Here is a 15,102-nt window from a genome sequence, read left to right as displayed (position 1 = left end):
AACGGCTCCACCACAGCCCACGCCGGATCGGTCAACTCATGACGACGCACCACGAGATACCCAACGAGCCAACCGACTTTGCGGACACGACCTAGTGCGGAGCAGGGGCTCTTTGGGATATTTCATCCCGCATGTCCCGGGTACACCTCCGGCGTTCGGAGCGCTCCCGAGGGCACGCTAGCCCACGCCTCTGACACTTCCGGTGAGTTCCCCGGATTCGATTGCGGCTGTTCCGCAGGTCCCCTTAACGTCGCTCCGCTTGCATTCGGCGATGCTGAGACAACTCTCCGTTATCTAGGTGGAGTTGGTGGTCATGATGATGGGAAGTGGAGTGTATGTCCCTCTACAGCGCGGCTGAAGAGCCGTGCGCCTTACTGGTGTTCCGCCGGGACGCCGACCCGGAGGAGCTGAAGACCCTGGTCCCGGGAGCCACCCCCGGCTCCCAGCAGTGTGTTGGGCTGCGTGTGGCGCTGCTGGCCGCGCATCTCGCCTCCGACCTTGAGGTGCCAAACCCGGCAGTGGAGTCGATGCTGCGGCGGCTACTCACGGCTCTCGCAGTGCGCGTGAGCGGCCTGGACTTGGCCGACCAGGATGCTTGGGAGGAGCACTTTGATGCTCTGGTGGCGGCTGGCCGGTTCGATGCGGAGGCTGTGAACGCGTACTTCGATACGTGGCAGAACCGCTTCGATCTCTACGATCCACGGCGGCCCCTGCTGCAGGACCCGCGCCTGGCGGAGGAGTGTTCACGGCAGGCGTCACCGGCAAAGCTGGTCATGCCGCGTCCGTCCGGGGCGAACCAGCCGTGGCTGGACCGCACCCACCAGGACGAGCCCGTCGACTCCACCGAGGCACTCGGCTGGCTGCTGGCCTGGCGTGGGTTCGGGCCCGCGGGCCTGGGAGGTCAGCGGTGCCACGGCGGGGTGACTACCAAGAGCATGAAGGCGGCGCCGCTGCGCTCCCTGGTGTCGTTCCACCCCTTGGGCGAGAACCTGTTCACCTCTCTGCTGCTGGGCTGCCCACCTCCGGACGGCGACACGGACCCGGTCGAGGATCTCGCTCCCTGGGAGCGCGACGACTTGGAAGATCCGTTGTCGCCCGCCCCGGCCAAGGGCCCGGTGTCACTGCTGACGGGACGGACCAGCCATCATCTGCTGCTCGCTCCGGATGCCACAGGCGCGCAGGCGGTGGGCTTCTGGGTGGCGTGGGGGAGTCGTGCCGACTTGCCCGCCGCCCGAGATCCCTTCGTCGTCGACCGTGCCAAGGGCGGTCCAGTACGGGCGAGTTGGCGCCGCTCGCTGCTGCGGGACTTCGACGCCTTCGTCCACGCCAAGGATCCTTCGGCGGCCGGGATCAAGGGGCAGGTGCTGCCCGCGTGGCTGTCGGTCTTCGCCGATCTGCCCGAGGACGTGCTGGGCCGTCTGGGGCCGGTGCGGGTGCGGGCGCTGGGCTGTCACCAGGACAAGCAGGACAAGGATGAGCACTGGTACGCCGTGACCACTCCGGCCAGCATCGCCCCGTTCCTACCTGCCCACCACCCGCAACGGGCCGCCCGGGTAGCCCAGTTGCGGCTGGCAGCGGAGATGGCGGGCGCCGCCATGGCCAAGGCCCTGCGTGCGGCGTGGAAGCAGATGGCACCAGGGGAGAAGAGCTGCCCGTGGGCCGATGAGGCCACCGCCGAGTACTGGGACCGAGCGGAACCCCTGTTCTGGGGCGCGATCACCCACGACGAGGCGCCCACTCCCGCCTTTCGTGGCCTGGCGCTGGACATTTTCGATGCCACGACCCGCCCGGCGGCGACCACCGTGCAGGGCCTGCACCCCATCGCCCAGGCCCGCGCCCGGCTGACCCACCCCCGTACCGGAAAGAAGAAGGTCGCATGAGCACCGACACCCCGCCCCCAGGGCCTCCTTCGGCGCCGCAGGCGAACCCGCTGGAGCCCTTTGACCGGTTCCTGCGCACCGTCCACACCGCCTGCTCCAGTCCGGGCGGCCGGGCGGCGCTGCGCCAGGGCCTGGCCGACGAGGTGAGCGCCCCCTGGCAGCTGTACATGCACCTGCTGCCCGCCGGGGGAATCCCTGCCTACGCGCCGACCCGCGAGGCCGAGTTCCCCTACCTGCTGATCGCCTGCCTGTACGCGGTCCACGACGCCCCCAACCCGCGCACCCGCAAGGAGAATCCGCCCCCGTCGCCGAAGCCGGCCGACAGGCGCCAGAACCTCGGCTGGTCCTATGCCCGCGCCGCAGCGACCGGTGTCATGCGGCCGTCCAACGCCGCCGACGCCCTGACCCATCTGGCGCAGCTGGGCGTCGAGGACCTCTATCGGGAGCTGCCCGGCGCCGTCTCGCTACTGCGCTCGCACCAGGTCCCCGTGCAGTGGCCGGTCCTGCTGCGCGACCTCACGCGCTGGCCGCGATGGGCCGAGGACGTCCGCATCGAGTGGGCCCGCGCCTTCCACACCCCCGCCGTCCCCGGCACCGCCAAGGAGAGTTCGACGTGACCACCAGCCTGCCGCACAGCCTGTACATCGACATCCACCTGATCCAGTCCTACCCCTACTCCAACCTGAACCGGGATCGGCAGGGGGCTCCGAAATCCGCGAAGTACGGCGGCGTGATGCGCGCCCGGTCCTCTTCGCAGAACGGCAAGCGGCACACCCGCCGTGCCGTGGAGGACGCCACCGGGATCCGCGCGATGCGCACCCGAGGGGTGCCCAAGGCCGTCGCCAAGCGCCTGGTGTCACGCGGCTGGAACGAAGACGTGGCCCTGACAGCGGGGCAGATGCTGATCCTCGCCGCCGACGTCAAGGGCCTGGGCATCGCCGACAGCCAGGGCACCAATGCCCTGCTGTTCTTGCCCGAAAGCGCCCTGGACGAGCTCGCCGAACTCGCCGACACACACCGCGGCGACATCACCCAGGCCGCGTACGACATCGACGCCGAAGCACAGAAGGCCGCGAAGAAGTCCACCCGCAATACCAACGACACCGACTCGGACGCCGACGGGGGTGGCGAGGAGGAGCCGGCCATCGGGGAGTCCAGCACGCTGGCCAAGTACGCAAAGAAGGTGCTGCCCAAGGCGGAGGTCTTGTCGATCCTGCAGTCCAAGAACGCATCCGTCGCCGCGTTCGGCCGCATGCTCGCCAACGAGGCCGGCTCCACCGTGGACGGCGCCGTGCAGATGGCCCACGGCCTGAGCACGCACGCCGCCTCCACCCAGCTCGACTACTTCACCGCCGTCGACGACATCCTCGAGCAGGAGGGCACTGAGACCGGCGCCGGACACATGGGCGACAACCGCTACACCTCCGCCACCTTCTACCGCTACGCCAGCCTCAATGTCACCGAACTCCTCGGCAACCTCGATGGCGACCGTGAGACCGCTGACCTCGTGACCGCGGAGTTCCTGCGCGCGTTCGTGACCACTGTGCTGCCCGCCAAGTCCTCGGGCACCGCCCCGTTCACCGTGCCGCACTTGACCTACATCGCGGTGCGCAACGACCGCCCGGTCAGTCTGGTCGGCGCCTTCGAGACCGCTGTCCCCGACAGCCCGCAAGGCTACCTGCCCGCCTCGATGGCCGAGCTGAACCGGCACGCGGCCGCCCATCACCGCTTCCTGGGCACCACCGGCCTGGTCACGCACGCCCACAGCGGGTTGAGCGAGGACACCTTCGACGCCCTGGGAGAGCGGGTGGCGGGCCTGGATGGCTTGATCACCCGCGTCATCGACACCCTCGCCAAGGAGCAGGGATGAGCGGGCTGATCCTGCACCTGTCCGGACCGCTGCAGTCCTGGGGCAGCGAGGCGGACTTCGAGGTCCGCACCACCCACCGCTGGCCCACCCACTCCGCCCTGACCGGCCTGCTCGCCTGCGCCCTCGGGCGGGCGCGCGGTCACGCCAACAGCGACCTGACCGAACTGCGCTACACCATCCGCATCGACCGGCCGGGCCAGCGGGAGATGGACTTCCACACCATCGGTGGCGGCTACCCCCGCCACCTCACCCCGCCCACTGCGGACGGCAAGTTCAAGAAGCTCGGCGAGGGCACCATCCTCACCCAGCGCTGGTATGTGACCGACGCCGCCTTCAGCGTCGCCGTCACCGGTCCCGCCCCCACCCTGCGCCGCTGCGGGATCGCGCTCCAGTACCCGCACTTCGCCCCCTACTTGGGGCGCCGTTCCTGCACCCCGGACACCCCCATCCTCGTACGCGACGGAGTTGCCGACCCCGTCACCGAGCTCGACCGTCTGCCCCTGCACCGCACCGCGGCCCGCGGCCCGCGCGAGCCCGTCACCTTCATCTACGACGACGCCCCCGAGTCCGGCGCCCCGGCGGACACCGAGGTGCGCGACCTGAGCGGCCCCGGCCGCACCCTCGTACGCCGCCAGGTGTGGCAGCGCCAACGCGCCCTGGACCAGGCCGTGGATGCCGGGCGCGGCGCCGGATGGATCGACGCCCTCACCGTCTACCGACAGGAGGCAGCATGACCACCGCCCCCGTCCAGCCCACCACGGCCCTCCACCTGGCCCAGCTCACCCTGGAGGCCCGCAGCCGCGACGTCCACCGCGACCTCAAGGACGCCACCCGGCTCCACCACACCGTCCAGGCCCTTTTCCCCGACGCCCTCGGTACCACCCCGCGCGCCGCCACCCACACTCTCTACCGCGTGGAACGCGAACAGACCGGCGCCACCCTCCTCATCCAGTCCACCCTGCCCATCAACCGAAACGCTTTGCCCGCCGGGTACGCCCGCCAAGTGGACCACCGTGACCTCGCCCCCCTGCTGCACTGGATCACTGAGGGGCGGCTGGTGCGCTACCGCATCGACGCCAACCCCATCAAGACCGTGCCGGTGCCCGGCCAGCGCGGCAAACGCGTCCCCGTCGCTGGCGACGAAGCCCTGGCTTGGTGGCAGCGCCAGGCCGCCAAGGCGGGACTGGCCAGCCAACTCGTGCTTGACCTGCCCCAGCCCGACGTCCTGGCCACCCGTGGCGAGGCCAAACGGATCCGGCTGCGCGCCATCCGCTTCGAGGGTGTCGCCACCGTCACCGACCCCGACGCCCTGCGCACTGCGATCACCAGCGGCATCGGACAGGGCCGCGCCTACGGGCTGGGCCTGCTGTCCCTGGCCCCCTATCGCCCCTGACAGCCTTCCGCGCCCAACTCGGCTACAACGTAAGGATCCACGCGTGCAGCCTGCTGCCTTCGAGGACCGCCTGTGGGGCAAGGAGCGCGGCCTCGACCACCCCTACCCGCTGGGCTGCCACGCCATCGACGCGGCCGCGATGGCCACCGCCCTGTGGGACCGCTACCTCGCCCCTCGCCAACGCCGCGTCATCGCCCACGGCTGGGGCCTGACCGAACCCGAGGCCCGCATCTTCGTGACATGCCTGGCTGGACTCCACGACCTCGGCAAGATCACCCCCGGTTTCCAGGCATGCGCCCCTGCTGCCGACCGGCTCACCGGCCACTCCGGTTATCAGCCCGCCCCCGCCGCTTTCCGTTCACCCAGCCACCAGCGCGCCGCACACCTCGCCCTGCCCGAACTCCTCAACCGCCTCCACGGCACGCCTCTGACCGGGCGCCCCACCCGCACCGTCGCCCACCAGATCGGCCAGCTCATCGGCGGCCACCACGGCAGCTACCCCGTGGCCCTTTCGCACCAGGGCAGTGAGGTCACCTGCCCGCTCACCGCCGCGCCCGGCCTGGGGGAGAAGGCATGGGACGAACAGCGCGAACAACTGATCCACCTCATCCACCGCCTCTTTGGCATCCCCGCCCTCCCTACCCGCACTGCCAGCGGCCCAGGCGCCGTCGTCACCACCGGTCTGGTGATCCTCGCAGACTGGCTCGTCTCCCAACTCCCCTGGATCCGCGCCCGCCAGCACCGCTGGGACAAGCACTGCACCACCTGTCCAGACGAAGCCTGGGAGGCGCACGCGCGGCGCGCCCGCCGCGCCGCCCCCGCGGCCCTGCGCGACGCGCAGCTCACGCCACCCACCTGGACCCGCACCAAGAAGATCCAAGATCTCTTCCCACACCTGAGCGGCCAACAACTCCACCCCATCCAGGACGATTTGGAGGCACGACTGCCCGAGTTGGCGAAGAAGGGTTCCGGACTTCTACTGATCACCGCGCCCCCGGGCGAGGGTAAGACGGAGATGGCCCTATACGGCGAACGGATCTTGGGCCCGGCTGCCGGAACCAAGGGCTTGGCATTCCTGCTGCCCACCATGGCAACTACCGACGCCATGTGGGCCCGCGTCCGCGACCACACTCGCGTCAACTGCCGTATCCCGCCCCCGGTCACACTGCTCCACGCCCTGGCCTGGCTGGACGCCTCCTACACCCCCGACGACCTGCACAGCGCCACCCGTGCCCCCGACGTTGTGGCTGAGTGGCTGCGCGGCCGCCACCGCGGCTTCCTGGCCGGCGTCACCGTCGGCACCTGGGACCAGGCCGCCCTGGCCGTCCTCCCACACCGCTACATGGCCATGCGCTGGCTGGGCCTGTCCGGCAAGACCGTCATCATCGATGAGGTCCATGCCTACGACGCCCACGGCCACGCCCTCACTTTGCGCCTGCTGCAATGGCTCGGCGCCCTCGGCGTCCCCGTCATCCTGCTGTCCGCCACCCTCACCGGGGACAGCGCCGCAGCCCTCGTCTACGCCTACCGCCATGGCGCCGGACATGCCAAAAACCCACCCATTAAGCCGAGTTACCCCGGCTGGACCTACGCCGACCACACCACCGGCACCATCGCCACGTCCGGCCAACTCCCCTCAAACCGAGCCCACCCCCTCACCATCACCACCATCCCCTGCACTCCCACCCACAACCCTGACCAGGCCACCGGCCGCGCTCACGCCATTCTCGACCTCCTCACCCCCCTCGAACAGACAGGCACCGGCTGCGCGTTGATCATCTGCAACACCGTCGCCGACGCCCAGGCCACCCGCAACCTCCTCGACACCGCCTGGTCCACAAGCCCCCACCACCCCCTTGTGCGGATCCTCCACGCCCGCATGCCCGCGCGCCAACGCACCGCCATCACCCGCCGCGTCCAACGCTGGACCGGCTCCCGGGGCAAACGACCCGCCCGCCCATTCGTCATCATCAGCACCCAAGTCGCTGAACAATCCCTCGACGTCGACTTCGACCTCGTCATCAGTGACCTAGCTCCCCTCGCCCTCCTCCTCCAACGCGCCGGACGTGGCCACCGCCACCCCCGCACCGACCGCCCCACCTGGGCCCCCACCGGGAAGCCCCGCCTGTCCGTCCTGATCCCCGCCGGCCAACTCCCGCCCCGTCACTGGGGGGACGTCTACAGCCCTTCCATCCTGCGCCGCACCCGCGACCTCCTCATCGTCCGCAAGGGCGCACCCATCAACATCCCCGAAGGCGTCCAAGACCTCATCGACGCCGTTTACGGCCCCGAATTCGCCGCAGCCGACGACACCGCCCGCATCGCCGACGACGCCCAACGCGCCTCCGTAGCCCACCTCGCCGCCATTCCCACCCCCAGCGTCGTCCGCGACCTCTTCCCCCTCACCAACACCGACGAGCACCCCGACCAGATCGCCACGCGCCTCGGCGTCGACGGCATCCGTATCCTGCCCACCTATCTCACCCCCGACGGCAACCACTGGCTCCACCCCACCCACCACGCCGCACACACCGCCCTCCCTCAGCACATCAACCCCCAAGACCGCCACACCATCCGCTGCCTCATGCAAGCCACCATCCCCATCAACAGCCAATGGCTCACCGCTCGCACCCCCAACACCAACCCGCCCGAAGCCTGGTCAGACATCCCCGGACTCCGCGACGTCGTCCTCCTGCCCCACTCCGTCAAAGGCGCCACCATCACCTCCTACCGAACAGGTAGAAGAGCCATCAGCCTCGACCTGCAGAACGGCCTCACTCACCACTAACTGCACTATGAACTCTCAGTTCTGGGCCGCTGCACCTTGATAACGAAAGAGCAAAGCCGCCGCAACGTGCCAGGCCAGGAAGGGTTCGCTCCGCGCACGCGGAGGTATACCGGCGACGCAGGCCGTCAGAGCCGACACGGGATCGTTCGCTCCGCGCACGCGGAGGTAGTCCCATCCAGGTGGGCGACAAGAACCGCAGCAAGCAGTCCGCTCCGCGCACGCGGAGGTAGTCCCTGCAGATAGTCGACGGCGAGGAGCTCCAGCCCGTCCGCTCCGCGCACGCGGAGGTAGTCCCGCGGGCGTGTCCGGGGTGCCCAACACGCTGCGGTCTGCTCCGCGCACGTGGAGGTAGCCCCGTGGTCTCTTCCATATAGACGACTGCCGACATGTCCGCTCCGCGCGCGGAGGTAGTCCGAAGCCGCTGTCGACTGGCGGCGTCGACGTGAGGTCCGCTCCGCGCACGCGGAGGTAGTCCTCCGGTCCTGAGCGCTCGCGTCTCGGCCGATTCGTCCGCTCCGCGCACGCGGAGGTAGTCCCACGGTCCAGAAATCTGGCGTCTGATAGTCCCGGTCCGCTCCGCGCACGCGGAGGTATACCGACGATCGAGACCGGGGTAAGCGTGTCCTTCTCGTTCGCTCCGCGCACGCGGAGGTAGCCCCCAGATGTGGCTGAACTTGCTGATTGCCCAGCAGTCTGCTCCGCACGCGCGGAGGTGTCCCGGACGCTATCGGTACGGCTTTCGTGACGATTGAGTCCGCTCCGCGCAAGCGGAGGTCTACGGGGCTGGTACAGGTCGCTGGGGATGGCGGTCGGGTCTGCTCCGCACGTGCGGAAGTCGGCCGGACGCCAAGGTATTCAAGCTGGAGAACGGTGGGCTCGCTCCGCGCTGGCATGGCAGGTTTGGGAAGTCTTGAATCCGTACCGGAGGACAACTTCAGTGTCGCAAGATGATCAGTCTTTGCGGCACGAACCAAGTCGTTGAGAGTTAACGCCGGTTTGGGGCCTTGAATAGGCGACCGTGCCGATCGGCTGGTCAGATCACGCCCCGCCGTCGGAGGACGCCCAAGATGTGCGCGCTCAGCTCGCGGATCTCCCGAGCGGTCAGCTCGGTCGTCGCGATCGACGCGGTGTGGATCGCCTGCTCAACTTCTTCACCAAGATCACCTTTGTGGGTCGTCGCGATGCTGACGCCTTCGATCACCGACGCTTCGCAGTGGACGGGTCTGCCGCCCTCGGTGATCGCGACGCAGCTGCCGCGCGCCCACCCCAGTACGGGGTCGATCTTCGCGTAGGTCATGTCGCGGACTGGTTTGGCTTCTTCGACACGTTGCCAGGTGTCCTTGGACAGGCCGGCCTGCTCGGCTGCCTTCTTGCGGGCGAGGGGACCGAGTTCGAGTCGGCGGGCCTTGACGGCGTCCGCGAGGCGTGCGAAGTCGCGGGTTGGCATGGGGCCATGGTTGCAGGGGCGGGCGACTCCAGCCAAGCGTGCGGACTAGAAAGAGCTAAAGACGGCTCTGTGTGTGCTAATTAGACCTAGATTAGAAGAGATCTAGGTCCAAGTTGAGGAAAGTTTGTCGTAGTTGAGCCTGGACTGGGAGGTCTAACTAGGTCTAGCTTGTGGTTATGGAGCCTCGCTCTCCGCAGGAGCAATCCCTAAGGAGTGACATGGCTGGCGAGAAGTACGAGAAGTACGGCCGCCCGGTTCCTCCGGTGGATCCGGCTGCCGAGTACATGACCGTCCAGGAGACGGCCTACGTGCTGCGGTGCAGCGTTGGCCATGCGCGACGCATCCTCAAGAAGCTGGGTATCAAGAGCAAGCCCGGCAGACGGATCATGACGAACCAGGCCGACAGGGCGCACATCTACGAGTCGAGTCGCGTGGGCGCTGGCGCTGGTGCTGTCCGTGCACGTAGCTCGGCCATCTCCCGGGGGCGCGAACGGAAGGCGTCGGCCAGCAAAGCAGCCGGGCGCTGAAGCTTCGCCGCTCGGCCGTTGGCCCAGCAAGAAGGCTGTAGAACTGCCTCACGCAAGCAGGAGTGTGGACCGTGTCCACCAACTCTCCGATCGACGACGGCAAGGTCGTGACGGTCACGTTCGACTACTCCGTCGCTCTGCCACCGATGACGTGCCGAGCGGGAACCGCGGTGCACGAAGTGGAGCGCTATCTGCAGAGGGTCATGCCGGGCCGTCTGGTCGTGTCCCTGGATGACGAAACGGCCCGGGGAACGGTCCGTCAGGACGGCGGACTCGTGGCGTCCTTCGAGGTCCTGCCTCTGGGAGGTGAGCCATGATCGAGATGGAGCCGCTCGCTGTGCCTGTGCCTTACCGGGTGTCGGCGATGGCCAGTTCACGCATTCCGAAAGACGTGCTGCAGGCACGAGTTGAAGCGCGGGTCGCCCTGTTCAACCTTGTGCGCTGCCCGTTCGGGGCGTACTGCGCGGAGCGGGAGGATGCCCTGACGGACCTCGCCGCGGCGAACAAGGTCATCGCAGCGTTCGACCCGTTCCTGATGGTGCGCTTCGGGAGCTGATGGCGATGAGCGGCGAAGGCGACCCAGTGACCAGCGTGGCCGAAGGCGCCGCGTGCCGGGCAGCGAACGGCACGCGCCCCAGGCGGGCCTCGGCGTCTCGACGGCGACGGCACCGCAAGCAACTGCCTTACCGCATAGGCCAGATCATGCCCAACGCGCAGACGCTCCTGGTGGAACCCGCAGGGGCAAGGGGCGGCGGGCAGGCGCTGGGTTACGAGTACGTGGTCACCGTCCAAGCACAGAGCGGACGACGAATCACGCCGCCGCCCGGTACAGCGGGCCGCTTGACGGCCTTGGTGCAAGGGGCCTATCCGAACGCCGACTGGGACCGGCCGCAGATGTGGTGTGTCGCAACCAACCAGCTGGCCGTCCGGCACCAAGCCGCCACCGGCTTCGCGAGCTCCGACGGACTCGAGCATGGGTGGGGGAGCGGCTTACCCGGGTGCTGATAAAGGCCCCTCCTGGACGCGGCGCTGGGCTGCCCTTCCCGCGCCGCCGGAGGGCCCGCTCTCCGAGCTCCCTCCCCCGATGGGAGAGCGGGTCCGCCCCTTTCTCGCTCGCGAGCGTTCCCCGCCCTGCGTAAAGCCCGTACTCAGGAGCAGAGATGACCCGCTCCGCGCCCCACCCCGAACACGGAACTCCGGCGCGCTACCGAGGCACCCGTACCGGCAGTCGCGCCCCCTGCCGCTGTCGGGCCTGCACCGACGCCCACTCCCGAGCCTGCGCCGAGCGCGAGCTGGCGCACCTCAACGGGATCAGGGTCCGTGTGCCGACGGCAATGGTGCACGGTCATGTGGCAACGCTGGTGGCTGTTGGCATGAGCTGCACCCAGATCGCTCTTGCGGCTGGAGTGTCGACCTCCTCCGTCGCCAACGCCGTACGTGCAAAGAACGCGAGCTTCAATCGGCGTACGGCCGCGCGGATCCTGTCCGTACGACCGAGGGTCGTTCGCCGAACAGACCGACTCCCGGCGCACGGAACACGCCGCCGTCTCCAGGCGCTCTACGCGATCGGACACGGAGCCTCGGCGATATCGCGCGCCACCGGCCTGTCCTCGGCCGCCATCCAGAACATCGTGCATGAGCGGGTGGAGCACGTCACTGCGGCTACGTACTTCGTCGTGCGAGCGGCCTACCGGGGCCTGGTGGCGAGGCCCGGCACGAACGGCAGGGCCAAGTCACGTGCGAGCAGGAGGGGTTGGGCTCCACCAGGCGCTTGGGATGCCTGTATAGACGATCCGCGTGCCGTCCCGGAATCGAGCTCAGACCCCCAAGGTGCCCTGGACAAGACGTCACGCATTCGGATCGTCGCTGAGGACGCCCAGTGGCTGGTCGGCTTCGGACTCAGCCGTGATCAGGCAGCCGCCCGGATCGGTGTCTCACGTTTCTATATCGACCGTGCGCTGAACAAGGGTGCGCCGCGGATGGAGGGGGTGGTCGCATGAGTTCGCGTCCTCACGGATACGCCCGCTACAAGCTCGACGGGTGCCGTTGCTACGTATGCGCGTTCGCTGTCGCCCGTTACAACGACGCCCGTGAATACGCGCTCCGCCGTGGACAGTGGCATCCGTACACCGATGCCGAGCCGGTCCGCCGCCACCTTCGTGACCTGCAGAGCTCCGGATTGGGGCTGCGGCGCATCGCGGAGCTCGCGGGCGTCGACCGCAAGCGTCTCCAGGTGATCCTGAAGGGGTGTGCCGAGCGTGGCGGGCATCCGCAGCGGTTCGTACGGCCCGCGCTCGCGGCTTCCGTGCTCGCTATCTCGGTTACTGAGGGCAAGCAGGCGTTGCACGCGACGGTCGATGCCGTCGGGACCCACCGTCGTCTGCAGGCACTCGTCTTCGCAGGGTGGCCGCAGTCGCGTCTGGCCACGCTCCTTGGCATGTCGGACGCGGGCTTCTCGGCGATGCTCCGTCGCGAGCATGTCCTGGTCCGTACGGAGAGGGCGGTGCGGGATGTGTACAACGAGCTGTGGTGCACCGATCCGCTGAGCCGCGGCGTGAGCCAATACGCCGCGAGCCGGGCGCGCCATCACGCCCGCGGACTCGGCTGGGCGCCCGTCGGGGCGTGGGACGACGACACCATTGATGACCCGAACTCCCTCCCTGACTCGACAGGGATGTGCGGTACGCCGCAGGGCTTCGCGGCACATTCGCGATCGGGGACAAGACCCTGCCCTGCGTGCCGGGCGGCACGGGCGGCACAACGACGTAAGGGGTGCAGCAGGACGGGGGCGCGGGCCGCATGAGAGTCATCTTTGAGGCGGTGGGGCGATGAACGACCGCGCCCGGCGGCGCACCGTCACCTGCGCATCGTGCGGAAGGCAGGCGGCCCACCGAGGTCACGGCTACTGCGTGGCCTGCTATCAGCGGTGGGTTTACCACGGACGCCCCACCAACGGTCCACCATCGCCAGGCGAAGCCCCCCGGCGGATCACGAACCGACGTGTTCGGTCCATCCCCTCGCACTGCAGTCACGGACACCGGCTTGATAAGACGAATCTGCGCTTCACGGCAAGCCGCGTTCGCTACTGCCGATCCTGCCGACGTGATACTGAACGGGCTAACCATGAGCGGAAGTTCAGGTATCGACACGCCGGTCATGACGTCATTCCCACCCGCGACGGTCGCCGGTACTGCCGCACCTGCAACCGCGGCGATCACGACATCGACGAAGTCGCGATCGAGCGCACCGTCTCCGGCGACCGACCTGAACGAGTCAGCGCCGCCGAACTCGAAGCCGCAGTCATCCAGCTCCGACTGCACGGCCTCACGTACTCGCTGATCGCCGAGCGTACGGGCTGCACCCTGCGCCACGCCTGGTGGATCTGCGCCCGCAACGGACTCACCCACACGAAAGAGACCCAGCCATGGCACGCGGTCACGGCAGAATCCTCACCTCCATCTGGGAAGACGCCGATTTCCTCACGCTCGAACAGGAAGAGCAGCGCCTCTATCTCTTCCTGATCTCCCAGCCGAACCTCAACCACGCCGGGCTGTTGCCCCTCACTCTGCGCCGGTGGGCGCGCAAGGCGGCCGGACTGACCGTCGGTGAGCTGGAGCGGCTCCTGGCCGAACTTGAGCAGCGGCGCTTCGTGGTCGTGGACCGGGACACGGAGGAGTTGCTCATCCGCACCTTCGTCCGGAACGACGGAGTGTGGAAGCAGCCGAAGGTCATGGCCGCCATGGTCTCCGGTGCCGAAGAGATCTCCTCCGCGAAGTTGCGCCGGACGCTCCTCGTGGAAATGGACCGGCTGCCGCTCGAACAGCTCGTGGACGACCCGGGGGCACGCGGACCATCGGTCCGTCAGCAGGTCTGTGCCCATGTGGATCGCCTGCGCCAGGAACTCCAAGGCCCGGATCAGACCTTGGCGCGTGCCGCGCCCTCACCAGGACTCCCGGATACCCCGGAGCACGTCTCGGCGACGGGTACGGATGCCCTTCCCGATAGTCCTGGCGTATCCATGACGCGCGCCCGCGCGAGTGCGTCACACGTGCATCCCCCTGCCCCTGCCTCCAACATCTCGTTCCCCGAGCCCCCACTCCCCGCCCTGTCCTCGGCACCCGAGGAGCCCATCCAGGGGCAACGCGGCGTCCGTGCCCCGGACCGGACAGCCGAGAGATTCACTGCTGCTTGGTGGGACCGGTTCGGCCGGAGAACGGCCCAGAGCAGGCGCTCTATACATCAGGCCGTCGGACAAGCCCTCGCCAATGGCCTGGACGTCGACGAGCTGTGGGTGGCTCTGAGTCGTCTCGGCGACCTCAGCAAGCCCGTCACCGGTACCACCCTCCAGTTCGCGCTCTCCGAGATTCGGCGCGGCGGACCCGTCGCACAAGTCGTCGACCTGTGCGGCCGCCGGCAGCAGGCGACCACCGACCTCTTCGACCGGGCGATGAGCCGCGCCAGTGCCCGTATGAAACAGGCGAGTTCATGAACCCCGAGGAGGCCGTCGTCCTCGCCCGCTACGTGCGTGCGCTCTGCCCGCAACAGCGCTTCGACGAGTACACCCCGGACGCATGGCACGACCTCCTTGCACCGTTCGGGCTTGATGAAGCACGACAGGCCGCGATGAGGGTCGCGCGCCGGCAGCCGTTCGTGAGCCCTGCGGAGATCATCACCGCCATCCGGAAACAGCGCGCCGATGTGGCCCGCGACGTGCAGGGTCCGGGACTGGCTGCACAGGTGCCCGACGCCGACCCCGACGACGTAACCGCGTACCTGGCGGCGGTGCGGGCGCAGTGCACACGAGCGGCAGCAGGAAGTGAAGCCGCCCCACGCCCGGTGAACGAACTCACGTCAGCGGTGGGCCGTCCCGTCCCGAGCGGCCGACCACCACCGCTCCAAGGCCCGACATCGGTCGCCTGCCCGCATTGCGGGGCCGGGGCCATGCGCGTGTGCCGAAGCCCGAGCGGTCGCCGCCTCACGGGGTTTCACCCCAGCCGCATCGAAAGTGCGCCTCGTGTCGCAGCCGGTATGGAGCCCCTCGGTCCGGACGCCGAACGAGACGAACGAGAGGAGGGCTTGGCGGACTCCAAGGCCGCGCAGCCCCCGAACAAGACGAAGGACGAGGTGGCGACCGCGGCCTCGGACGAACCCCCGCACGAGACCGAGCTCATGGAGGAGGAAGGAACGGAACAATGAA

At 68.7% G+C, this 15,102-nt stretch carries 13 protein-coding genes; 12 read left to right on the top strand and 1 reads right to left on the bottom strand.

The genetic code is table 11. The features are described 5' to 3' along the window. The first annotated feature begins 335 nt into the window (after window positions 1-335). Genes casA through cas3 form a run of 6 tightly spaced genes read left to right on the top strand, consistent with a single transcriptional unit; the run spans window position 336 to window position 7,931 of the window. A complete protein-coding gene (gene casA / locus ACFWYM_RS29990) occupies window positions 336-1,880 on the top strand; it encodes a type I-E CRISPR-associated protein Cse1/CasA (RefSeq protein WP_384844118.1) in 1,545 nt (514 codons plus the stop codon). Next, a complete protein-coding gene (casB, locus tag ACFWYM_RS29985) occupies window positions 1,877-2,497 on the top strand; it encodes a type I-E CRISPR-associated protein Cse2/CasB (RefSeq protein WP_384844115.1) in 621 nt (206 codons plus the stop codon). The genes casA and casB overlap by 4 nt, the downstream gene beginning before the upstream one ends. Continuing rightward, window positions 2,494-3,750, top strand: coding sequence for a type I-E CRISPR-associated protein Cas7/Cse4/CasC (locus ACFWYM_RS29980; RefSeq protein ID WP_384844112.1), 1,257 nt, complete (start codon window positions 2,494-2,496; stop codon window positions 3,748-3,750). Before casB ends, ACFWYM_RS29980 begins: the two co-directional genes overlap by 4 nt. Beyond that, window positions 3,747-4,484 carry a type I-E CRISPR-associated protein Cas5/CasD gene (gene cas5e, locus ACFWYM_RS29975; RefSeq protein ID WP_384844110.1) on the top strand — a complete coding sequence of 246 codons (738 nt, stop codon included), beginning with the start codon at window positions 3,747-3,749 and terminating at the stop codon, window positions 4,482-4,484. The genes ACFWYM_RS29980 and cas5e overlap by 4 nt, the downstream gene beginning before the upstream one ends. Continuing rightward, the gene (gene cas6e, locus ACFWYM_RS29970) at window positions 4,481-5,143 is read left to right on the top strand and encodes a type I-E CRISPR-associated protein Cas6/Cse3/CasE (RefSeq protein WP_384844107.1); all 663 of its coding nucleotides are present in this window, start codon (window positions 4,481-4,483) and stop codon (window positions 5,141-5,143) included. The genes cas5e and cas6e overlap by 4 nt, the downstream gene beginning before the upstream one ends. A gap of 43 nt (window positions 5,144-5,186) precedes the next feature. After that, on the top strand, window positions 5,187-7,931 hold the full coding sequence (gene cas3 / locus ACFWYM_RS29965) for a CRISPR-associated helicase Cas3' (RefSeq protein ID WP_384844104.1): 2,745 nt from the start codon (window positions 5,187-5,189) through the stop codon (window positions 7,929-7,931). A 1,033-nt stretch (window positions 7,932-8,964) separates the two neighbouring features. Here cas3 and ACFWYM_RS29960 read toward each other — a convergent pair. Next, window positions 8,965-9,378 carry a hypothetical protein gene (locus tag ACFWYM_RS29960; protein ID WP_384844101.1) on the bottom strand — a complete coding sequence of 138 codons (414 nt, stop codon included), beginning with the start codon at window positions 9,376-9,378 and terminating at the stop codon, window positions 8,965-8,967. Window positions 9,379-9,596: 218 nt separating this feature from the next. Between ACFWYM_RS29960 and ACFWYM_RS29955 the strand changes: the two genes are divergently transcribed. The 6 genes from ACFWYM_RS29955 to ACFWYM_RS29930 all read left to right on the top strand — a co-directional run bounded on the left by ACFWYM_RS29955 (window position 9,597) and on the right by ACFWYM_RS29930 (window position 15,101). Further along, complete coding sequence (locus ACFWYM_RS29955) at window positions 9,597-9,905, top strand: DNA-binding protein (protein WP_384844098.1); 309 nt, start codon at window positions 9,597-9,599, stop codon at window positions 9,903-9,905. A gap of 71 nt (window positions 9,906-9,976) precedes the next feature. Further along, complete coding sequence (locus ACFWYM_RS29950) at window positions 9,977-10,222, top strand: hypothetical protein (protein WP_384844096.1); 246 nt, start codon at window positions 9,977-9,979, stop codon at window positions 10,220-10,222. Beyond that, the gene (locus ACFWYM_RS29945) at window positions 10,219-10,461 is read left to right on the top strand and encodes a hypothetical protein (protein WP_384844093.1); all 243 of its coding nucleotides are present in this window, start codon (window positions 10,219-10,221) and stop codon (window positions 10,459-10,461) included. The genes ACFWYM_RS29950 and ACFWYM_RS29945 overlap by 4 nt, the downstream gene beginning before the upstream one ends. A 1,440-nt stretch (window positions 10,462-11,901) precedes the next feature. Next, entirely contained in the window at window positions 11,902-12,708 is an 807-nt protein-coding gene (locus ACFWYM_RS29940; RefSeq protein ID WP_384844091.1) for a hypothetical protein, read from the top strand. A gap of 621 nt (window positions 12,709-13,329) precedes the next feature. Continuing rightward, a complete protein-coding gene (locus ACFWYM_RS29935) occupies window positions 13,330-14,394 on the top strand; it encodes a hypothetical protein (protein WP_384844088.1) in 1,065 nt (354 codons plus the stop codon). Further along, complete coding sequence (locus tag ACFWYM_RS29930) at window positions 14,391-15,101, top strand: hypothetical protein (RefSeq protein ID WP_384844085.1); 711 nt, start codon at window positions 14,391-14,393, stop codon at window positions 15,099-15,101. Before ACFWYM_RS29935 ends, ACFWYM_RS29930 begins: the two co-directional genes overlap by 4 nt. The last annotated feature ends 1 nt before the right edge of the window (window position 15,102 follow it).

The sequence above is a fragment of the Streptomyces sp. NPDC059009 genome (genome assembly GCF_042740175.1).
Taxonomy (GTDB): domain Bacteria; phylum Actinomycetota; class Actinomycetes; order Streptomycetales; family Streptomycetaceae; genus Streptomyces.
This window is presented reverse-complemented; position numbering and strand designations above follow the sequence as displayed.